Below are 21,388 nucleotides of genomic sequence, written 5' to 3'. Positions count from 1 at the left end.
CGGGAGCAGATATTACCAGAGTATTGTTTTTGTATACGAACTCGATGGCATGCCTGCTGAAACAAACGGCAACGAATTGCGTCTGTATAGATACAAGCCGCATAAGGAAGGAGGAACCTTCGTGAAATACCGCATAATCGGGTTTATCTGCATGATCGCGGGGATAGGCGTACTGGCTGGCCAACTATATAACCAGAGTGAACATGGCGATCGGATGTATGTCTATCCGCCTGGCGCGATAGAAGAGGCTGCCCCTGGAACCATCCCATCCTCGGACGGTCAACTGATTGTCGATGGATGCGAGGTTCCCCATACGACCGTGCCGATTGAAGTGTCGGAAGCCGAGGCGAAGAGGATGCGTGAGGACACCGGCTTTTCATCCGAAGGGGTATCCGGAGGAGTCATCGTGAAGTTCAACCAGACCGGCCCCTGTCCAGCTGCACAAGAATGATGAATGGATTGCTGGACCTTGCGCCGAACTGCAACACCCCCCGACCGTATGCGGTTCGGGGGTGTTTGGTTATGATTTCGTCTCGCCGTGATCTCGGATCACGGCAACGAGTACTTCGAAGCGGTAGTGATGGTTCACTATGTCGACAGTGAGATCTTCCGCCTCTTTTTGATCGAATCAACCCGCTTGACCGTCGTGATATGATGGACGTTGGCAGCACGATTTTTCCGCATGGTCTTCTTCCCGCACGAATAAAATATAGGGTCACGCACACGGCCAGCAGCTCCCAACGTGCCGGTTGCGCAACCATTATCATCTATTTCCCGTATCAATAAGCATCGGCTCCCCTTCATGCTCAAGTTCCAACAACTATAGAAGTTGAGGTTATACACCTATGCATCCTATGAATGATATGAATGTAATGAACGCTGAGAATGAGGAACGCATCGTTCAGCCTGATGCCTGTTACCGGTTGGCTGAGCAGAAGGCTTCCCATTACTTTGATTCGCTGTTTGAGCAAGTCAGGAGCAAGACGTACGTTGCGGCGCTTACGGAAGATATTGGGCAATGGCAGCGAAAGCATATTTACCGCCGGCCGTGGCTGTCATGGCTTGGGCGAGGAAGCAAGCCATCGAATACGGGAGATTACAACCGCTATATCCGCTGGCTGCAGCTGACGAATAAACTGGACGATTATATCGACCGAAGCATTCGATATATTTATATGAGAGATCTTGGCGCGGCGATGGACTCCCCTCATACGCGCAGCCGAATGCAGCGCATTGCTGCTGATATTAAGCGACGGCTAGTCGACTCCGCCGACGCTGGAAGGGGAGGGGCGCCATCGTTTATTAGCGTGGCGGACTTTTACCAGTGGGCGCAGAAGGAAGGCGTGGAGAACGCCGCAATATGGGTGCTCGAGAAGCTGAAGGACGTGTCGGCTCATATTCCGGAGGGGATGAATGCCGAGCATGCTCAGCGAAAGCTAATCAAGATCATACTAGGCGTCGTGCTGCATGTCGTCGAGGAACTGGGCGATCATGAAGCCCCGGCTGAGCGTTCCCGAAGATTGGATGAGGCGATCCGGCTTGGCTACTCGTACGGTCTGACCTACCCGTTCATTGATGATTTGCTGGATGCCCAGGTGTTAACGGCAGAGGAGAAGGCGCGTTATTCCGGCGTGATTCGGACGGCGCTGCTAAACGGAACGGTGCCTGAGTTAGGCGAATGGAACGTGTCGGACAACGTCATGTTCCGGTATATCCAGCTGGAGCTGTCGGAAGCGTTCGAATATATTAAGCGCCATCAGCTTCCGGAAGAGCGGCAGCTTTTCTTCGAGCAGGCTTTCGTATTTTTTCATTCGCAGGAGCTGGACCGGGCTAAGGATTTGTCTCACGCCACTTACACGAATGAGGAACTGTTCATACCCGTCATTCTGAAGTCGGCCTCATCCCGCCTGATTGCCCGATCCGTCATTCGCGCTCCGCTAGAAGAGGGGTTCGAGAACCGGACCTTTTATTACGGCATCTATAATCAGCTGGCTGACGACTTCGCCGATCTGTTCGACGATATGGCGGACGGCGCGGTCACGCCGTTTACTTATTATTATCAATGCCGCGAGCAGCGCCCGGATCTGATTAATCCGTTCGAACTGTACTGGGCGGTCATTTACTATCTCATTCACCACGTTTACCGTTCGGATGCGGATACTCGCGAGGTGATACTAAACCGGGCTATCAACGGGCTCAAAAGGTGCAAGGCACGCATCGGAACAGCGGAATACAACCGCATGATGGACATATTCGCTGCGGGCAATCCCGAATTTAACCGGCTTGTTCAGAGGATGGTGGACCGGGCGGATGATGTCGATTTTCTCGATAAGCTGCTTCGGGATCAATTGGTTCAGGTTCTCCGCAATGACCGGACGCTGCAGGATCAGTTCAAGGAGACGGTTGGGACGGCCCGCGATCAAATCAACCGCACGCTTCGAGTTGCGATGCCAGCCGGGATTCCAGAGATGGATGAGAAGCTGATCGACGCGGCGAACTACAGTCTCGAAGGGGATGGGAAACGTCTGCGCCCCGTCTTGGCGTGGGTCATGGGTGTCGAAGTGTATGGACTTCAGGCCGAGACGATTGTACCTTTATTGCGCTCGCTAGAGTATATGCATACCGCTTCGCTAATTTTCGACGACCTGCCCTCGCAGGACAATGCTTCCACCCGCCGGGGACGTACCACACTGCATCAGCTTCATAACAGCGCTACAGCGGAGCTGACGGGGCTGCTCCTGATCCAGAGAGCGATTCAAGAGCAGGCATCTTTAACGGCCTTTGATGCAGTCAATGTGTTGTCTCTCATTCAATACTCGGCTCAGAAGGCGGAAGTGTTGTGCATGGGACAAGAGATGGATTTAAGCTCCAAAGGCCGAACGCTCACCTTGGAGCAGTTGAACACGATCTGTTATTGCAAAACGGGCATTGCGTTCGAAGCGGCTCTCGTCATGCCTGCCATTCTTGCGAAGATCGACGAGCAGGAGATTGCCGTATTGAAACGCTACGCTTATCATGCGGGTATTGCGTTTCAAATTAAGGACGACTTGCTGGACGCCGAGGGCGATGAGCAGTTGATGGGCAAACCGGTGGGCAAGGATGCCGAGAACAATACGTCGACGTTCGTAACGATTCTCGGGCAAAGCGGTGCGAAGAAAGAGATGTGGCAGCATTATTGTCTTGCGGTCGAAGCGCTGAAGGAGCTGCCGCGTCCGGTCGAATTTTTGAAGCACTTATTGAATTATATGGTGTACCGGGACCGTTGAATGGGACGATGAAGAGAACCATATCCGCCTTGGATCTGGTTCTCTTTTGGCTTGCTGAGGCTGTTGAAGCAGGATGGGACAGGCAGGTTGATAGTCGCATCGATAGAGTCTATCGGCTAGACAGTATCCCAGATTTTGCAACAAAATAGGATAGCGAAGCGTATACAGATAGGGTAGTGTCGGAGGAGGTCTTCTATTATTCGAAATTATAGGATGCTATACATAGCGTTCATCTTCATCATTGTTGCCGTACTAGCAGGATGCGCAGAGCAGCGCAGTCCGGACGAATATGTCGGCAGCACCTCAGGAACGGTACAGATCCCGGCTAAGCTCGAAAGTGCGGGGGAAGGCAAGCAGCAGGAACCGCCGGCTGTAGAGCAAGCGGATCAGGGGACGGATCCTGCGCAAGAACAAGCAGCCGAGCAAGAGTCGGATCAAGAGCCGCGGCAAGAGCAAGGAACGGAGAAGGAGACGGAGTCAGTGGTTGAGGCTGACTCGGACTCAGAGCCGGTTATCTATACGGCTACGCTTGGTGCGATTGGAGATGTTTTGATTCATCGCCCGATCTATAGGGAAGCGGAACAAAAAGACGGCACTTACGATTTCTCTTCGGTCTTCGCAGAGGTAAGCGGGATGATGCAGCAGCCTGATCTGTTGATCGCGAATGAAGAGACGATGATCGGGGGCGCGGGGATCGGGTTATCGACGTATCCGCGATTTAACAGCCCGCATGAGGTCGGCGATGCGCTGAAGGAAGCGGGAGTCGACTTCGTAACCCTTGCGAACAACCACACGCTCGACCGGGGAGAGAAGGCCATACAGAGTGCGTTGAAATATTGGGACAAGCTGCATATGCCGTACACTGGGGCTTATAAGAATGCGAAGGACCAGGAGCGCATTCGAACGATTGACCGTAATGGCATTACGTTCGCGGTGCTGGCGTACACGTACGGGACGAACGGCATACCGGTTCCGGAGGGCAAAGACTATTTGGTCAATTTGATCGATATCGGCTCCATAAGTGCAGACGTTAAACGTGCGAAGGAGATGGCGGATGTCGTCGTCGTATCGATGCACTGGGGCAAAGAGTATGAGAATTTGCCGAACAAGGAGCAGCAGACGCTGGCGAAGCAGCTGGCCAATATGGGTGTCGATATTGTGATCGGGAACCACCCGCACGTTCTTCAGCCTCCGGCGTGGGTGGAAGGGCAAGGCGGCCACAAGACATTCGTGTTCTACTCGCTGGGCAATTTCGTTTCATCTCAGGACGGCCTGAAGAAGCGAATTGGCGGCATCGGTCTCGTTGACGTCGTGAAGAAGATGGAAGGCGGCCGAACGACGATCAGAATCGAGAACCCTGCCTTCATGCCGACATATATGTATTATAACAATTGGAAAAATTATCGAATCGTTCCGATGGAGCTAGCGACTGCCGCTGAGCTGAGCCAATCGAAACAGAATTTCAAATCGACGATGAATCACATGCAAAGCTATATCCCGGACTTATCGCTTATTCATGCTGAATAAGGCATTCTGTTATATAATCAAGGAAGTTCCAGATTCGAGATCAAGAAGGGATTGGTGCTAATGTTTGGCAAAATGGCTGCGGATATGCTTGGTCTTAGCGACGTAGGTTCCGTTATTCATCCAGATCATTATGACAAAGTAGATTCTGACGATTACGTCCTTCATGAGGATAACGAGAAAATTTATTTCTTAATCAAATCGAAGGCTGACGAATATTGCTTCACGAACTTGGCACTTATTCATCTCGACGGCACAAGCGCAATGAGCAAGAAACGGACGCTCAGACGCTATGCTTACGCAACGCATCCGATTTCGAATGTGTCGCTGGAGACGGCGGGCACGGTCGATCTGGATGTCGAGATTAAATTCACGATCGGCGCCGTTACACTGTCGATTGACGTTCATAAGAAGCATATCGAGGAACTGAAGGATCTGTACAAAGCGCTGATGAAAATCGCCGAGATCACGCACGAGAACAGCATTGCGCTGGAGTTCGCAAGGAACAGCCTGAATATGGCTTCCTCGACGATTCAATCGGTGCACAAAGGCGATTTCAACGTCGTCGCCCAATTCGATGCCGTTAACAAAGCGGCGTTCAACTGGATGATCGATACGCACAAGCAGTACAAGGTCAAAGATTTCGGTTCCATCTTCGAGCGCTATATTAATCAATAATACGAATAACCCGGCCCATAGCGGCCGGGTTATTATTTTTATTCAGATATGCTATAATTTGTTAACTCTAGAAGAGAGATAGATGAGATGAGTCAGGAGAGATGAGCGAATGGCACAGGTTAAAGTTTTCGGTCTCAAGGAACGGTTGAACCCGGTGAAAGCGCAGTTGTCGGATGTGATTCATTCTTGCGTAGTAGACGCGCTGCAGTTTCCTCCGGATAAGAGATTTCAGCGGTTCTTCCCGATGGATAAGGAAGACTTTTATTATGCCCCCGGGCGTTCGGAAGCTTATACGATTATTGAGGTGAGCATGTTCGAAGGCCGTTCGACGGAATCGAAGAAACAATTAATCCGGCTGCTGTTCGAGCGAATCGAGCAGGAATTGTCGATCTCGCCGCAGGATGTGGAGATTACGGTCTTCGAGACGCCGCAATCGAATTGGGGAATAAGAGGAGCGCTGGGAGACGAGCTCGCGTTAGGCTACAAGGTGAATGTGTAGATAGTCGACAGTTTGTGCATGGAAAAGCCCTGAAGGGAACGCAGCATCAAGCTGGTTCTTCAGGGCTTTGTTCCGTTCTGGCTTAGCTGCTGTAGCTGCCGTGTTTCTTCTTATAGTGGCCGTGGCCGTGGTTGTATGGATTATGCGGCGGATGGTAGCCACCATGCTTGTAGTCGCTGCTGCTGTAATGTTTATTGCTATATTGGCCGTAATGACCGTGCTGACCGTGATGACTGTGATGTTTGTTGCCTGTCAGGGAGTAGAGGAGTCGTTTCACCAAGTGTCTTATCATGACATGACCTCCTAATATAACTGTCTTGGAATCGAAATGGCTCGAGTCTTACCCAATAATACGTTATTGTAAAAATCCGGTTTCGTTATCTTGCGCCTACTCCGCACTTAGTTGGAAACCGGACGGCAGAGGTACTCGTATGGGTAGGTAGGCAGGGAGGGATTTCGGATGTTCAGTGCATGGTGGCAGCAAATGAAGCGCAGCTGGGCGGATTATCCGCTTCGGCAAGGCTTGGTATGGGCGGGCAAATACCGGGTCGAGCAGCCGCTCGGCATGGGCAGCTACGGTCAGGTGTACCGCTGTACCGATCTGAAGACGGGCGATGCCGTCTTAATGAAGCGAGGCAAGCCGACCAAGCGGAACATCGGCCGGCAGATGCTGAAGCATGAGAGTGGACTCATGCGAAGCCTTCGCCATCCGCAAATTCCGGAGTGGAAGGACGAAGCCGTCCATCGGGGCGAGACGGCACTTGTGATGGAGTTCGTGGAAGGACATAATCTGGAGCATTCCATAATGGAGCTTGGGTGCACCTATACGGAGCGGGAGGCGCTGCTGATCGTATCGCAAGTGCTGCGTCCGTTGAAATATATGCATGAAGCGGGTTATGTTCACCGGGATGTGCGGACGCCGAACATTATTCAGCGCGGCGAGTCGTTGTGGCTTATCGACTTCGGATTGGCGTGCCGAATCGGAGAGGAGCAGCCGGACGAATGGCGCAGAGAGGGGCTGGACGGAGAGCGGGCTGAGGGGCCGGCTGGGTTCGAGAACAGCTGGGGCACTGCGAAGCATCGGATGCGCAGACCGGAGCCGGCGAGCGATTTGTACGGACTGGGGCATGTGTTTCTGTTTCTCATGTATGCCGGCTACGTACCGAATGAAGGGCAGGAGGAACGCAGCTGGGAGGAGGAGCTGGACCTTCAGCCTGCGGTGAAGAGCTTCGTGTCGGGCTTGCTGGAGAGCAAGTGGGATTCGGCGGCGGAATGCCAGTCCGTTGTAACCAGTCTGTTGTGACACAAAAAATGATGCAACAGCGCGCGGGAGTGGGGTGACTAGCCATGAAAAACGGCTGCCATCGGTCATAACCGAGGCAGCCGTTTTTATTTATTGAGGATTCGTCGTCCAGATCCCCGCCGTGCGGATGAAGACGCGCTGCGGCAGCTTCAGCGCCGCAAGAATGAGCTCGGCTACGTCTTCCGGCTGCATCATGCGGTCCTCGTCGCCGATCTTCAGGCCGGCATTGGAGGCCAGCTCCGTATTGACCGTGCTTGGCGTGAGCGCCGTGACACGGATGTTCGATTTGCGAACTTCCTGCATAAGCGATTCGGTCAGGCCCATGACGGCGAACTTGGAAGCGACATAGGCGGAACCCGTTGCAAATCCGCGTTCACCGGCAGTCGAAGCGATGTTGATGATGCTGCCGCTGTTCTGGCTAAGCATAGTCGGAAGCGCGGCGCGTGTCACATAGTAAGTGCCCATCAGGTTTGTTTGAATGATACGCTCCCACTGCTCCGGATCCATATCGAGCAGCGTGCCGAATTGTGCGATGCCGGCATTGTTGATCAAAATATCGATCGAACCGAGGCTTTGCGCCAGTGAAGCGACTGCTTGATCGACTTGCGCCTTGTCGGCTACGTCCGCAGCCGCGATATATGCTTTAATGCCGTATTCGCTCGTCAATGACGCTTGAAGAGCTTCCAAATCGGTGGTCGTTCTTGCCAGCAAGCCAAGATGAACGCCTTCCTTGGCCAGCGCGACCGCTGCGGCTTTGCCGATTCCTTTGCCGGCTCCGGTAATAATGGCTGTGCGATTGTTTAGACTCATTACAGTTCACTCCTTATGGATCTCATATGTATAAGTTGTTCCATCCTTCATTATGGAAGACCTTCGCACACGAATCAAGTTTCGACCGGCACTGTTCCTGCATGTACGGAGAGGTTCAATTGTTCTTTTTGCATATTGTTAAGAAAATGAAGAAGGAAATGTAAGCATTTTGTCGAAAGAGTAGGAAAAATGTACTATTTTTAAAGGAGCAATCGACCCCATGAGCAGACTAAGAAGCAAGGTTGTATTAAAGCTATCCTTTATTATCCTCGCTATACTTCTACTCTTATCTTCATCTCTTATCTACACGCAAATTCGGAACACGAAGCAAGCAAGCGACGAAGCGATCGGCAGCTTCAACATGCATATGGCGGAAGCTTATGCGGGCCAATTCGATGTGGCGGCCTATGAGACTTACGTGCAGGATCCTCAGGAGAATGATCAATATTGGGCGATACGCGAGGAGATGAACCGTTACCGGGCTCAGATTGGCGCTATGTACGTCTACACTGTCCAATTTGATGAGAAGAAGCAACCGCTTCTTATTATAGACGGGCAGCCGAAGGATTCGGACTCCGCATCGCCAATCGGTGAAGTGACCGATGTGCCGGAGAAGGCGATAGAGGCGATCTTGAGCGGGCAGCCGGCCAAGTCGGATATTATCCATAACCCGGAATACGGCAACTATATTTCGTCTTATGCTCCGCTGCGGAACGCATCCGGAACGGTCATCGGTGCAATCGGCATCGATACGGATGTGACGGTATCGGATACGATCTACCACAATGTCATGGATACGAGCAAGCCATTGTTCATCATGATGGGGGCGGCGACGCTTCTTATATTTGCGCTCATTGCGTGGTTCATCTCCCGTGCGCTGCGGCCGCTTGGCGTCATTGTACGCAGTGCGGAAGCGATTGCCGAAGGCGATCTCGCCGGGGCGAAGGTTCATCTCGGCACCCTGCACGTTCGATCCTCGGATGAGATCGGGCAAGCTTATGCGGCGATGCTGCGGATGAGCGAACGGCTTGGCAGCACGCTGGGAAGCGTCATGCAGGACGTGGCCGCAACGGCTCATAGCCTTGTAGAAGCGACGGAGCAATTCGGCTCGGAAGCGGGCCGGATGGTCGCGCTCAACGTAGAGCTGGAGCAGTCGATCGTGAAGCTGGCGGACGGCGCGCAGCATCAGCGGCTCGGAGCGGAGGAAAGCGCGAAGTCGATGGAAGACATTACGCATGCGATCGGCCGGGTATCGGAAGCTTCGGCTGACGTATCGAGAGCGTCAGTCGAAGCGCTGGAGACGGCGGAGCATGGGCGCGAGTCGATTCAGTGGCTGCGGGAGCAGGTCGGCTCGATATCCAATGTGGCGGTTCAGACGACGGATACGGTTCAACTGCTCAATACGTACATGGAAGAAATCGAACCGGTGCTTCAGTCGATTACGACCATTGCCGATCAGACCAAGCTGCTCGCGCTCAACGCCTCGATTGAGGCGGCAAGAGCCGGAGAGCATGGCGCAGGCTTCGCGATCGTAGCTGGCGAAGTGCGGAAGCTTGCGGAGGCGTCCACCGTGTCGGCTCGGCATATAACGTCGATGTTGGGACAGATACGGCAGGAAGCGGTCCGGATCGGGGAGCAGATGCATGCCGGCAGCCAAGAGATGATGAAAGGAACCGAGCTGTCAGGTCAAGTTGAGCAGCTGTTCAACGATACGATGGACCGGTTCGCGGTCGTGAACAGCCAGATTCAAGAAATATCGGCCGCGGCGCAAGAGGTGCTGGCCGGTTCCGAAGAGGTGGCGGCATCGGTTGGCCAAATCTCGCATATTTCGAAGGAGTCAGCGGATAACACGGCAGCGATCCGGCAGATGTCGGAGCGCCAGTTGGAGACGGCACAGCGCATTGCGGGTACGACGGAGCTGTTGAAGGAGCGCAGCGCAGGCCTTGAAGCTGCGGTAGAGAAGTTCAACCTATAATCATGCAGACCGGTTAGAGATGCGGGGACTGTTGGATAAGCGAATGGGAATCGGCTTATCCGGCGGTTCCTTTTTTTTGCGCATAACAGATCTAGTACACGAAGATCATCAATCATAGTTGACGCGGTCGTGCAATACGATAGGTAATAACAATCGACAATCGTTCGGACGGGGGCGGTCGCATGGAAATTGTCGTCGCAATTCTGCTTATATGCGCGTGCGGCGCGGGGTTCGTTTTGTTTCGCCGCCATACCCTTCCTGCCATTGCGCAGCATTCTCAGGAGCAAGTTATTCAAGGGAAGCGTTTATCCGTCATCATTCCCGCACGCAACGAAGAGCGTAATCTGCCCTATCTGCTCCAGTCGCTTCAAGCGCAAATGATTCCGTCATCGGTCCAGCTCGAGATTATCGTCGTCGATGACTGTTCGGAGGACCGGACGCGGGCGATAGCGGAGAGCTATGGGGTGAAGGTGATCGCGAATACATCGCTGCCGCCGGGATGGACGGGCAAGAACTGGGCGGTGTGGAACGGCTATTTGCACGCGACGGGCGACAGGTTTGCCTTTCTGGATGCCGACGTGCGGCTGGCCCCGGATGCGCTTCATGCGCTGATGGCGGCGGGAGACCGGACGGGAGGGGCGGTGTCGGTCGTGCCTTACCATCTGGCGGACAAGTTGTACGAGCGGCTGGCGCTTATTCCGAATTTGCTCGGCCTGTTCGCTTTTACGTCTCCTATGGAACGGAGCAACCCCAGTAAGGGGTTGTACGGCTCGTGCATTATCGTCTCGCGGGAGGATTACGAGAAAGCGGAAGGCCACGAAGGCGTCAAATCTGAGCTGCTGGACGATCTGAATCTCGGCGCAGCAATGCTCCGAGCCGGTGTGCCGGTCACGAATTACATCGGACACCGCTGCGTCGATTTCCGGATGTACCCGGGCGGCATACGCAGCGAGATCGAAGGCTTTAGCAAAGGGGCGGTGCTCAGCACCGGCAAGCTAAGCGGGTGGACGACGCTGCTTGTCGCCGTATGGCTGGTCGGCTTAATCGCCGCCGAGACGGCTCCCTTCTTATTGGGCACGGATTGGGCGCTCCCGCTGGCAGCCGGATACGTACTGTACACAGCTCAAATCTACTATTTTCTCCACTACACCGGGCGGTTCGGCTGGTGGCTTCCGGCTGTGCATCTGTTGAGCACCGTCTTCTTCCTCTATATCATGCTGTATTCGGTTTATCAGGTTGTCTTCTTCGGCCGGGTGGCTTGGAAAGGGCGTCAGGTCGAAGTAGGGGGCCGAAGAAAGCCATGATCATCCTATGGACGCTTCTTTCGTTCCTGTGCGGTTCGCTTATGTTCTCTTATTGGCTCGGGCTGCTTGCCCATCATAACTTGCAAGAGCATGACGACGGCAATCCCGGCGCTATGAATTTGTGGCGGACGGCTGGTTATGTGTACGGAATAGCCGGCGTAGCGCTCGATTTCGGCAAAGGGTATGCGGTCGTGCTCTGGCTCATTCACGCCGGACACGTATCGGGGTATGGCATGGTGCCGCCTGCAGCCGGAGCGCTGCTCGGGCATGCATTCTCGCCTTTCATGAGATGGAAGGGAGGCAAAGCCATTGCCGTGACGTTCGGCGTCTGGAGCGCGTTGACCGGCTTCGAGGCGTCGCTGGCCTACGCGGTCATTCTTGCGCTGCTGTTGGCCAGTGCTTGGATATACGGCAAGGGCAAGCCGCCATCATCGGACACGGACGGCTTCCAGGTCGTGCTGGGCATGCTGCTCTTGTCCGGGTATCTCGCATATGGCTCATACGACATGGGCATTTTGACCATTTGGCTCATTAATTTCGTGCTGCTCGTCTATACCCATCGGAAGGAGCTTGTCCGGTGGTACAAGGATTAGCTGCTTTTTAAGCGTGCGTTCAGCGAGGATTCAGCAACAGGCGGACGGCTTGCTCCGCATCGGATGAGGGGCAGGCATTCTGCCGTTTTTGATGCTGGAAATATTTTTGAGAAAAAGTGCACGGACTCGCTTGACATTAATCTCGAAATAAAGTATCTTAAAATCAAGATAAACAAACGAAGCAGACAAGAAGGTGAACACGATGACGAAACACAGCAGCGGAACGCAGGATGAAGCGCTCGATCTTTACATCGCCTTATCGCGGGCCAGCCAGTGGGTGAATGCGCATGCGGACCGAGACATTCGGCGGCATGGATTGAACCGGACGGAGTTCGGCGTTCTAGAATTGTTGTACCACAAAGGCGCTCAGCCTATTCAGCAGATTGGAAGCAAAGTACTGATGAGCAGCGGCAACATTACGTATGTGGTCGACAAGCTGGAGAAGAAACAGTTCGTTGCACGCAGAACATCGACAGAGGACCGGCGGCTTATCTATGCGGAGATTACGGATGCAGGCAAGCAATTTATCGAAGAAGTGTTTCCGCAGCATGCAGATGTCATCGGAAGCGCAGTAGCCGGACTGACGGCGGAAGAGATGAAGACGGCGAGCCAATTGCTGAAGAAGCTTGGCAAATTTGCGCAGGCGGGATTCAAGTAGAAGGCAGGCTTTACACGCGGGCCGTGGAAGAGCTTGAATCAGGTTCCCGCTGATCGGGAATCATACCGTACAGATAATCGCAAGGCGCGGCAGACCATGAAGATGGTCAGATCGTGCAGGAAAGACCGATTTTTTTACAGCCGATATCTTAAATTAAAGATTCTCAAATATGATGTAAAAACCTAACGTTCAATCATTAATCGGATGAATGAAACCAATCATAAACTAATGACCAATAAAGGAGAGGGTATTCCATGACCGTTCAATATCAAACAGCAGGTATCCACCATATTACGGCGTTCGTTCGCGACGCACAGGCTAATGTCGATTTCTATGCAGGTGTACTCGGATTACGGCTTGTGAAAAAAACAATCAACTTCGACGCACCGGAAGTGTATCATCTCTACTTCGGCGACCAGCAGGGCAGCCCGGGCACGATCATCACCTTCTTCCCTTGGCCGAATTCCCGCAAAGGCCGCGTTGGCGGCGGGCAAGTCGGCGTCACGACGTACGTCGTACCGGCTGGAAGCTTCTCGTTCTGGGCTGACCGGCTGCAGCAGTTCGGCATCGCTTATGAACAGACAACACGTTTCGGGGAAACGTTCCTGCAGTTCGAAGACCGGGACGGTCTGAAACTCGAGATCGTCGAGCGCGAAGCAGGCGCGCCAAGCCAGTGGGCTTTCGGCGGCGTTCCGGCAGACAAAGCGATCAAAGGGTTCGGCGGCGCTATTCTATACAGTACCGCTCCTGAGAGAACGGCTGATCTGCTCGAGCATGTGATGGGCCTGCGCAAAGTTGGCCAAGAGGGCTTGTACGCCCGCTATCAATCGACGGCCGATATCGGCAACATCATCGATCTGCCTGTTAATCCGGTTGCGGCTGGAGTAGGCGGAGCCGGAACGGTCCATCACATCGCATGGCGTGCAGTAGATGACGCTGAGCATGCACGCTGGAGAACGCATGTGGAACAGAGCGGATTCCATCCGACGCCGATTGTGGACCGTCAATATTTTAACGCGCTGTACTTCCGGGAAGCCGGCGGCATACTGTTCGAGATCGCGACGGATCCTCCAGGCTTCGCCCGTGACGAAGAGCCGGATGCGCTTGGTGAGAAACTGATGCTGCCAGAATGGTTTGAGCCTAAACGCGAAATTATCGAAAGCAATCTGACGCCGATTACGGTGCGCGAGCTGGAGGGGAACCAATAATGAAGCATATATTTAAACAAGGTACGGATTCCGAGGCACCGGTACTCGTTTTATTCCACGGAACAGGCGGCACGGAGCATGATTTGGTGCCGCTCGCCGAGATCATCTCGCCAGGCTCGTCTGTGCTCAGCGTAAGAGGGAACGTGCTGGAGAACGGCATGCCGCGGTTTTTCCGCCGGTTGGCGGAAGGCGTGTTCGACGAGGAAGACCTCATCTTCCGGACGCAGGAGACGAACGATTTTCTGGACCGGGCGGCTGCACAATACGGATTCGACCGTAGCAATCTGGTCGCTGTCGGCTACTCGAACGGAGCGAATATTGCAGGCAGTCTGTTGTTCCATCATCCTGGTGCGCTGAAGGGTGCGATTCTGCATCATCCGATGGTGCCGAGAAGAGGGATCAAGCTGCCTGATCTGACGGGGACCGGGGTATTCATAACGGCTGGCCATAATGATCCGATCTGCTCCCCGGAGGAGACGGAGGAGCTGCAGGCGCTGCTTCATCATGCGGGCGCTGCGGTAGCCGTTCATTGGGAGCGCGCCGGCCACCGGTTGACGCAATCGGAAGCGGAAGCGGCTGCGGCATGGTTTACTATTAATTACGGCAATCATTAACGACACCAATATTAAATCGTCTAATGGGGAGGAACGGCTATGATTTCGATCGACCCGGTAAGCCAGAGCGAGAGGGATAACTATAAGCTTCTCGTCGGAAGCATTATCCCTCGTCCGATCGCATTCGTCACGACGCTGTCCGAGCAGGGCGTGCTGAATGCGGCGCCTTACAGCTACTTCACGATCGTAACGGCGAATCCGCCTATGATCGCAGTATCGGTGCAGCGGAAGGCAGGCGAGCGCAAGGATACGTCGCGGAATGCGATCGCAAGCGGCGAGCTGGTCGTGCATATTTCGGATGAGTCGTACATTCGCCAGATTAACGATACCGCAGCAAATTTGCCGCCGGACGAGAGCGAGGTCGCACTGACCGGTCTCACTCCTGTCCCGAGCGTCAAAGTGTCGGTTCCAGGGATTGCAGAGGCACACATTCGCATGGAGTGCGTGCTGGAACAAGCGATTCCGGTTGGCGGTACCGACGGAACGCCGGCGGCCGATCTGTTGATCGGCCGGGTCGTCCAATATCATGTGGCAGATACGTTGTATGACAATGGGCGTATCGATCCGGTCGGGCTCCGCCCGGTAAGCCGGCTGGCGGGCAACGATTATGCGAAGCTTGGGGAACGGTTCACGATTGAGCGGCCTGTGTAACTAAACGGAAACCCCATTTGTGGACAGTGTTGTTAAAGTGACTACTATAGTCTTATGCAGGAAGGAGATGGCTTCTGTATTCAACAGGAGCCATCTTTTTTTTAATATCCAATTCCAACTATACAAAACCGATCCGGAAATATACAATAGATTCTATGATTGATATAAAATGGCTAATCAAAATATTGGTTACCAAGAGGAGGTATGATGTGGCCGCTAAATACGAGCATCATTAAGCAATATCAAGGAGGTGACTAATAATCTAGTAAGTTCAAGTGTTTGGCTTTTAACTACTATAAGGATCATAGGAGTGTGTTCAATGAACAATCTGCTATCTTTCAAATCTATTCGAATGGTTATGGCTTGCTTGCTGCTTTTGGTATTTGCCTTGCCAGCGACAGCTTCCGCCAGCTATCTTGGAGACCGGATCACTATAGGCGGCAGCTTTGCGAAGGACGACTATATCGCCTCCCAAGACGGCAGGTTTGTGGCCATTTGGCAGAATGACGGGAATTTTGTTATCTATCAGAATGGATCTTCTATATGGAGTAACAGCACCAATAAAAAAGGTGCCGTTTCGTTCAAGTTTGAACCGACTGGCAAAATGGTGATGTATAGCTATGGCGGATCTTATATATCAGTATATCAATATGCTTATCGCTGGGGATGGAACCCTGCCAATGGTAATTACGAATATTACTTAGGCTGGGGTTATGATCAGGTTTGGGTAACAGATACTTCAACACGGCTGCCCATTTGGTCAACCGATACCGCGTCATGGATTCAAGCTCATCACGGAAGCGGATTGCCGGCTACCACAACGGGTGACACTCTGGTCATGCAAAATGATGGGAACCTCGTTCTCTATAACACAACTTTAACCAATGCCTACTATCCGAATAGTTGGATTCCTGTCTGGGCTTCAAATACGGGAGGACGCTAAGAATAGGGAAAGAGCCGCATGAAATTGCGGCTTTTTTCTGTTCAGCCAGACTGCCGGAGGGTGGAGGCTCGGTTCAATCCGATCGACTTGGAGCAGGAGTCGTATTGCATCGCGGTTAGCCGTCGAAAAGCGTCATTGACGCTTTTCGACGGCTATTTATTTTGCGGTATAGAGGATAGACAATCGGCAGGAACATCGAGCGTATCCTTCCAAATGTTGACACTAAGTATTATTTGTATTACTATATATGATACAAAGTAAGTGTTCCGAGGTGAGTAACCCTATGATTATTTCGTTGCAGTTAGACAGCGAGACCCCCATCTACGAGCAGCTTCGCAATCAGATCGTGATTGGCATTGCGACGGGACAGCTTGAACCAGCCGAGAAGCTGCCGACCGTCCGCCAGCTTGCTGAAGATCTAGGCATTAATTCGATGACGGTCAACAAAACGTACTCACTGTTGAAGCAGGAAGGATACATCGTCATCGATCGGCGGCATGGCGCCAAGGTAAGTCCCCGAGCATCAGACGGCGAAGGAAGCCAGCCTTCTGCGCAATTGGAGGAACAGCTTCAGCTCATCATCGCACAGGCGGCCATCAAAGGGGTTGAACGGTCGCAGTTCGACTCTCTATGCGACCGGATATTCGCCCGAATGAAATATCAGCCGCAGTCTTAATTCGTTTTAGAATCCCTCTAATGAAAGGAGTCTGATTCAAGATGTTCGTTACGTTTATGCTCATTCACTTTATTCCGGCTATTATTCTGTATAGCGTGCTGTGGGCCACCTACAGACCTCTTGCAAATTACAAGAACGGGATGCTGTTCGCCGTTACGCTGCCCGCACATGCCATGGAGCATCCTGCTATCGGCGAGATAAGAGCCCGGTTCAAGAAGCAATTTACGCAGGTCAGCGTATGGTTGGGTGTTGCTTTGGTTCCGCTTGTCATCATGAATATGTGGGATCGCCTGCTGGCTTATTCCAATATATATTTTTTCTTATGGCTAGCGTTATTCATCGTCTATATGATAGTGCCGCCGCGCAGAGCGTTCCGCGCGACACTCGCTCTTAAGCGGGAGCACGAATGGTTCGTCGGCAAGAAGAATGTTGTGCATAGCGACACTCGGGTTGCCCGGCTGAAGAATGCGAGGAACGCTTCAACGGCACTGTTCATCATTCCGCTGGCGATATCGATTGGCACGCTGCTGTGGGTGCGAAGCGATAATTCATCATTTTCCGACATCGGCTACGCCGGGATTGGAATCACCATCCTCTTCATCATTTGTTCTTATTACATGCGCAGAATGAAAGCAAAAGTGTACAGCGAGAACAGCGACATTAACTTGAGCTTGAACCAGGCGCGCCGCAGATCGTTAACCTATATGTGGCTGTTGCTTGCGATTATCGAGAGCATTCATTTTCCGATCATCTACTTGTTGGTCTCGAATGACAATCCGGACTTGACCGGTCTATGGATTGCGGTTACCGTACTATTTTCTCTTATTCCGATCGCACTCACCCTGGTGACTTACCGCCGGATTCACGCCCAGGAGCAGGAAGTGGTGTCGCAGGACGGGCAATTGATTTATTCGGACGACGACGAGTATTGGGCGAACGGCTTCACCTATCATAATCCGAATGATAGTGCGGTGTTCGTGCCGAAGCGGGTAGGAATCGGTTCCACGATTAATACAGGCACCTTGGCAGGCAAAATAATGGCAGGAGCAATCGTCGTACTGCTCGCAGGAGCGATCTTCTTCGTATCGTTCATGCTCATTCTCTCCGAGCTGACGTCTCCGACCTTAACGGTAACGAAAGACCGCCAAGTTGAAATTGACTATCCGATGTATAGTTATGATTTCCCTCTCGTTAATATTGAGCAGCTTGATTTAGTCGACCAAGTACCGAAGGGCTACAAGGTAAACGGTGAAGGCACGACAAGAGTGAACAGAGGTAAATTCTCACTGAACGGTCTGGGCACAACAAGGTTGTATATATACAAAAACAATCCGCCGTACATTCGGATTAAGCTGCCGAACACGTACATTTTCTTTAATGACGAAGACCCTGAACGCACGAAGCAGCTATATGTACAATTGCAACTTTCCATGCAGCAATAAGCGAGTCGCCATACTTTTGCCCTGTTCGTCTTGCTGCCGGTCTGCGAGAATAGGCAACAGAAGATGAACATATGAGGGGGCGAACGGATAGAATGCACATTTCTATTACGCGCGGGCTTGCTGAGCTGAAAACGTTGGATGCACGGATTAAGAAGGCGATACAGGATACTTCTTTCATCGGAATGTCGACGGGGAAGAAACCGATTGTCGGCTATAAAGATAATCACGAGTACGAGAACAAAGTCAAATCGAATAACCAATCGATTGAGGATCTCATCCGGCGGCGGAACATCATTAAGACGTCGATCGTCCAATCGAACGCGGAGACCATGGTAACGATTGGCCGTCAGTCGATGACGGTTGCCGAGGCTATTGAGCGGAAGGCATCTATTGTCTACGAGCAGACGCTGCTTCAGAAGATGACGAGCGATTATGCCAATGCTCTGCGCAAGTACGAGGCGGAAGATGAGAAGGTGAAGGGGCGTCTCGATGAGCTGATCAAGACAACGTTCGGGACGGATAAGAAGCCTGCGGCGGATCAGTATGAGTCGACTTCGAAGCCGTTCTTGGAGCAAAATGAACCGAAACTGATCGATCCGCTTCATTTGAAAAATGCAATCGATAAGCTTCAAGACGAAATCGATGAGTTTCTGACGAACGTCGATTTTATCTTAAGCGAATCGAATTCGATTACGAGAATCGATATTCCGGACTCGGTCTAATTCGACAACGGTTTAGCTGTGCCAATACTCCGAAATCAGATGAACTAGAGACCGCCTGAGCCGTTCGGTTATACGGCTCAACCTAATGAGAAATTCGTCCAGCGAACCGTTATGGTCTATTCGGAGAGGATAGCCCCACCATAAAAGTTCAACGTTCAATACTCAAAGGTGAAAGCTTAAGATTCAAAGCTCTTTAGTCTTCAAAGATAAGGACTCAAGCGCCAAAGTTCGATCAAACCCACGGTACAACGCGTATACGTAGTTCTTTATGGGCGTATCTGATGCGGCGTGGCTGGTGTGTTGGCATCATGAATTGCCGTGAAACGAATGTAAAGAACAAGCCGCCTGCACAATTGTGCAGGCGGCTTGTTCTATATGTCAGGCCATCTCGCATAGCCGGTAAAAGTTCGTTACGCTTCCTTGCGCTTCACGGGGATGTAGATATCCATTTGGATTTCTTCCAGCTCGGGATTGCTGCGCTCGTCGTACAGCTCGAACTCTGCCAAGCCGGCATGCTCGTAGCCGGAATGAGGGAACCACTCCGAGAAGATTGTGCCCCAAGTGCTCTGAATAGAGTGACTGAACTGGTCATGCGGCACTTTCGGCGTCGTGAACACGGCATATTCGGCCGCTCCGAACTCATGGCAGGCGAGGTTCGGGTTGTCGATGCCGTCGAAGTGCTCTGCTTCCGCGCCGATCGTATAGATAAAGGTTCCGGTGGCCATGTCGAAGCCGTGGCAGATGCCGAGCTCGACGTTGCCCTCTTTGTGCAGCCGGTTCTGGATTTGGGAGCTCCATTCATTACGGATGTACTCCTGCCAGAACGCCGGTATTTCTTGATGGTTCTTCCCCTCTTGCGCTGTCGTGCGAAGATCGAAGCCGATGACTTTGAATGCCGGCTTAGTGATGATCTGATACTCCATTCGAATTCCTCCTAGATAGGGATTGTACTTCAACTGCAGGATGTTCAGCTTGCCGTAGGCGGGAGGCTTGATTCCTTGCTTACGGTACTCCGCCGGCGCCATTTCGAACATGCGCTTGAAAGCCCGGGTGAACGTTTCGTGATTGTTGAACCCGGTATTGAGCGCGATATCGAGAACGCGGGCATCCGAGTAAGCGACTTCGTAAGCGGACCGCGCGAGCCGGCGTTTACGCACATATTCCATTATGGTGTCTCCCGTCAAAGCAAGGAAGACGCGGTGAAAATGGAAGTCGGAAAATCCCGCCACCCGCGCAAGCTGGGACAAGGAGAGCTCCTCGGCGAGATGATCTTCTGCGTAATCGATCGTCGTCTGGATCTGTTCAATATAGTCGGCCTTCATTCGGATGAACTCCTTTGTTGATAGCGATGGATCTTATTATAAAGAGAATGTACGTTCTTATCTTGACTATTTTTGCTTTATTCCAGGAGGAGTTCGAGAAGGAAGGCCCAATATCCTTGTTCTATGAAAATATGTACTCCCGGTAGCTGCATCAGCCCGCGAATGCCCGCTGTCGGATCGTGTGCTAACTATGGGATAAGAATCATTTTGCCATGAATGGCGCCTTGCTCCATTAACGCATGCGCATATGCCGCTTCCTGAAGGGGGAGCCGCTTGGAGATGACGGGTTGGATCTGGCCTTGCTGCAGCAGATCGAACAATGTCCGCAGATCGTCTTGGAACCATTGTTTGCGCAGGCGAATCATAATGGGCAAGGTGTAAAATTTGACGCGTTTACGGTTCCATTTCATTCGGAGCCTGAGCATAGGAAGTACACTTCGGAACACCTCTTTCTTGGTCCCCGCATGCTGGAATCCGAAGACAACCAGCCGGCCGTCCTTAGCCAATAACCGATAAGACCGCTTCAGGTGGCTGCCGCCAATCGGATCGAATATGGCATCGAACCCGGAAGGGACTTGCTGCATTAGCTCTTCGACGAAGTCGGTATTCTTATAATCGACTGCCGTAGCGCCTAGCGATTCGACGAGTGCCAGCTTCGCCGGAGACGCCGTCCCGTATATCTCCAAGTTCATCAAGCGTCCGAGCTGCAGCAGTGCGGAGCCGACGCCGCCGGCGGCGCCATGGATGAGGATACGCGCATGAGGCTTAATTGCCGCGCTGCGGTGAAGCATTTGGTAAGCGGTCACGTAATTCATCATGATGCTGAGCGCATCGTGCGCATCCGCACCGTCCGGGAGCGGAATGACGCTGTAGGCATCAACGCATATATAGTCGGCATAACCGCCGCCGCGAGGAAGGGCGCCGACCCTTTGTCCCGTGTGCAAATGTTGAACTTGAGAGCCGATTGCGTCGACGATGCCGACCAGTTCGATGCCGGGGACGAAGGGGAATTTGGACGGAGGGGCTGGATAGGAGCCCTGGCGCATCATGATATCAGCATAGGAGATGCCAGCGGCCTGTATACGAATTCGGATCTGTTTAGGGCCGGGAGCCGGGATTGGGGATTCAATCAGCTTCATAACGTCTGGAGAACCTGCTTCGGTAATAAGAATTTGGCGGTTGAGGGTGTGAATCAAAATG

The 21,388-nt window shown here is 52.6% G+C and carries 21 protein-coding genes; 17 read left to right on the top strand and 4 right to left on the bottom strand.

Going from position 1 to position 21,388, the window contains the following annotated elements; genetic code table 11:
* Positions 1 to 121: 121 nt before the first annotated feature.
* The 5 genes from PKO01S_RS10855 to PKO01S_RS10835 all read left to right on the top strand — a co-directional run bounded on the left by PKO01S_RS10855 (position 122) and on the right by PKO01S_RS10835 (position 5,967).
* Positions 122 to 451, top strand: a complete 330-nt coding sequence (locus PKO01S_RS10855; RefSeq protein ID WP_127531366.1) for a hypothetical protein — start codon at positions 122 to 124, stop codon at positions 449 to 451.
* A 421-nt stretch (positions 452 to 872) separates the two neighbouring features.
* The gene (locus PKO01S_RS10850; protein ID WP_127531365.1) at positions 873 to 3,266 is read left to right on the top strand and encodes a polyprenyl synthetase family protein; all 2,394 of its coding nucleotides are present in this window, start codon (positions 873 to 875) and stop codon (positions 3,264 to 3,266) included.
* Between the two features lie 213 nt (positions 3,267 to 3,479).
* A complete protein-coding gene (locus PKO01S_RS10845) occupies positions 3,480 to 4,793 on the top strand; it encodes a CapA family protein (RefSeq protein WP_127531364.1) in 1,314 nt (437 codons plus the stop codon).
* A gap of 60 nt (positions 4,794 to 4,853) precedes the next feature.
* Positions 4,854 to 5,468 (top strand): PH domain-containing protein, encoded by a 615-nt coding sequence (locus tag PKO01S_RS10840; RefSeq protein WP_127531363.1) that lies wholly within the window; start codon positions 4,854 to 4,856, stop codon positions 5,466 to 5,468.
* Positions 5,469 to 5,577: 109 nt separating this feature from the next.
* Positions 5,578 to 5,967: a tautomerase family protein gene (locus PKO01S_RS10835; RefSeq protein WP_127531362.1), complete on the top strand. Its 390-nt coding sequence runs from the start codon at positions 5,578 to 5,580 to the stop codon at positions 5,965 to 5,967.
* A gap of 82 nt (positions 5,968 to 6,049) precedes the next feature.
* Here the strand turns inward: PKO01S_RS10835 and PKO01S_RS10830 are convergent, their stop codons facing one another.
* Positions 6,050 to 6,259 (bottom strand): hypothetical protein, encoded by a 210-nt coding sequence (locus PKO01S_RS10830; RefSeq protein ID WP_127531361.1) that lies wholly within the window; start codon positions 6,257 to 6,259, stop codon positions 6,050 to 6,052.
* A 168-nt stretch (positions 6,260 to 6,427) separates the two neighbouring features.
* On the opposite strand from PKO01S_RS10830, the gene PKO01S_RS10825 reads away from it, so the two are divergent.
* Positions 6,428 to 7,270, top strand: a complete 843-nt coding sequence (locus PKO01S_RS10825; RefSeq protein ID WP_127531360.1) for a serine/threonine protein kinase — start codon at positions 6,428 to 6,430, stop codon at positions 7,268 to 7,270.
* A gap of 90 nt (positions 7,271 to 7,360) precedes the next feature.
* Here the strand turns inward: PKO01S_RS10825 and PKO01S_RS10820 are convergent, their stop codons facing one another.
* A complete protein-coding gene (locus tag PKO01S_RS10820; RefSeq protein WP_127531359.1) occupies positions 7,361 to 8,080 on the bottom strand; it encodes a 3-ketoacyl-ACP reductase in 720 nt (239 codons plus the stop codon).
* 220 nt (positions 8,081 to 8,300) lie between these two features.
* Between PKO01S_RS10820 and PKO01S_RS10815 the strand changes: the two genes are divergently transcribed.
* The 11 genes from PKO01S_RS10815 to PKO01S_RS10765 all read left to right on the top strand — a co-directional run bounded on the left by PKO01S_RS10815 (position 8,301) and on the right by PKO01S_RS10765 (position 18,866).
* Complete coding sequence (locus PKO01S_RS10815; protein ID WP_127531358.1) at positions 8,301 to 10,055, top strand: methyl-accepting chemotaxis protein; 1,755 nt, start codon at positions 8,301 to 8,303, stop codon at positions 10,053 to 10,055.
* A gap of 182 nt (positions 10,056 to 10,237) precedes the next feature.
* Positions 10,238 to 11,359: a glycosyltransferase gene (locus PKO01S_RS10810; RefSeq protein WP_127531357.1), complete on the top strand. Its 1,122-nt coding sequence runs from the start codon at positions 10,238 to 10,240 to the stop codon at positions 11,357 to 11,359.
* Positions 11,356 to 11,952 carry a glycerol-3-phosphate acyltransferase gene (locus tag PKO01S_RS10805; RefSeq protein ID WP_127531356.1) on the top strand — a complete coding sequence of 199 codons (597 nt, stop codon included), beginning with the start codon at positions 11,356 to 11,358 and terminating at the stop codon, positions 11,950 to 11,952. Before PKO01S_RS10810 ends, PKO01S_RS10805 begins: the two co-directional genes overlap by 4 nt.
* A 202-nt stretch (positions 11,953 to 12,154) precedes the next feature.
* Positions 12,155 to 12,610: a MarR family winged helix-turn-helix transcriptional regulator gene (locus PKO01S_RS10800; RefSeq protein WP_127531355.1), complete on the top strand. Its 456-nt coding sequence runs from the start codon at positions 12,155 to 12,157 to the stop codon at positions 12,608 to 12,610.
* Between the two features lie 254 nt (positions 12,611 to 12,864).
* On the top strand, positions 12,865 to 13,818 hold the full coding sequence (locus PKO01S_RS10795; RefSeq protein ID WP_127531354.1) for a ring-cleaving dioxygenase: 954 nt from the start codon (positions 12,865 to 12,867) through the stop codon (positions 13,816 to 13,818).
* Positions 13,818 to 14,432, top strand: a complete 615-nt coding sequence (locus PKO01S_RS10790) for an alpha/beta hydrolase (RefSeq protein ID WP_127531353.1) — start codon at positions 13,818 to 13,820, stop codon at positions 14,430 to 14,432. The genes PKO01S_RS10795 and PKO01S_RS10790 overlap by 1 nt, the downstream gene beginning before the upstream one ends.
* A 39-nt stretch (positions 14,433 to 14,471) precedes the next feature.
* Positions 14,472 to 15,083 (top strand): flavin reductase family protein, encoded by a 612-nt coding sequence (locus PKO01S_RS10785; RefSeq protein ID WP_127531352.1) that lies wholly within the window; start codon positions 14,472 to 14,474, stop codon positions 15,081 to 15,083.
* A 319-nt stretch (positions 15,084 to 15,402) separates the two neighbouring features.
* Positions 15,403 to 16,026, top strand: a complete 624-nt coding sequence (locus PKO01S_RS10780; RefSeq protein WP_127531351.1) for a hypothetical protein — start codon at positions 15,403 to 15,405, stop codon at positions 16,024 to 16,026.
* A gap of 283 nt (positions 16,027 to 16,309) precedes the next feature.
* Positions 16,310 to 16,702: a GntR family transcriptional regulator gene (locus PKO01S_RS10775; protein ID WP_127531350.1), complete on the top strand. Its 393-nt coding sequence runs from the start codon at positions 16,310 to 16,312 to the stop codon at positions 16,700 to 16,702.
* Positions 16,703 to 16,743: 41 nt separating this feature from the next.
* Entirely contained in the window at positions 16,744 to 18,144 is a 1,401-nt protein-coding gene (locus PKO01S_RS10770) for a DUF5808 domain-containing protein (RefSeq protein WP_127531349.1), read from the top strand.
* A 92-nt stretch (positions 18,145 to 18,236) separates the two neighbouring features.
* A complete protein-coding gene (locus PKO01S_RS10765; protein ID WP_127531348.1) occupies positions 18,237 to 18,866 on the top strand; it encodes a hypothetical protein in 630 nt (209 codons plus the stop codon).
* Positions 18,867 to 19,276: 410 nt separating this feature from the next.
* On the opposite strand, the gene PKO01S_RS10760 is transcribed toward PKO01S_RS10765, so the two are convergent.
* Positions 19,277 to 20,188, bottom strand: coding sequence for an AraC family transcriptional regulator (locus PKO01S_RS10760; protein ID WP_127531347.1), 912 nt, complete (start codon positions 20,186 to 20,188; stop codon positions 19,277 to 19,279).
* A gap of 188 nt (positions 20,189 to 20,376) precedes the next feature.
* Positions 20,377 to 21,384 (bottom strand): medium chain dehydrogenase/reductase family protein, encoded by a 1,008-nt coding sequence (locus PKO01S_RS10755; protein ID WP_164779565.1) that lies wholly within the window; start codon positions 21,382 to 21,384, stop codon positions 20,377 to 20,379.
* Positions 21,385 to 21,388: the final 4 nt, after the last annotated feature.

The sequence above is a fragment of the Paenibacillus kobensis NBRC 15729 genome, assembly GCF_004000825.1.
GTDB classification, from domain to species: domain Bacteria; phylum Bacillota; class Bacilli; order Paenibacillales; family Paenibacillaceae; genus Paenibacillus_T; species Paenibacillus_T kobensis.
Note: the sequence above shows the minus strand (reverse complement) of the source record. Positions and strands in the feature narration are given on the sequence as shown.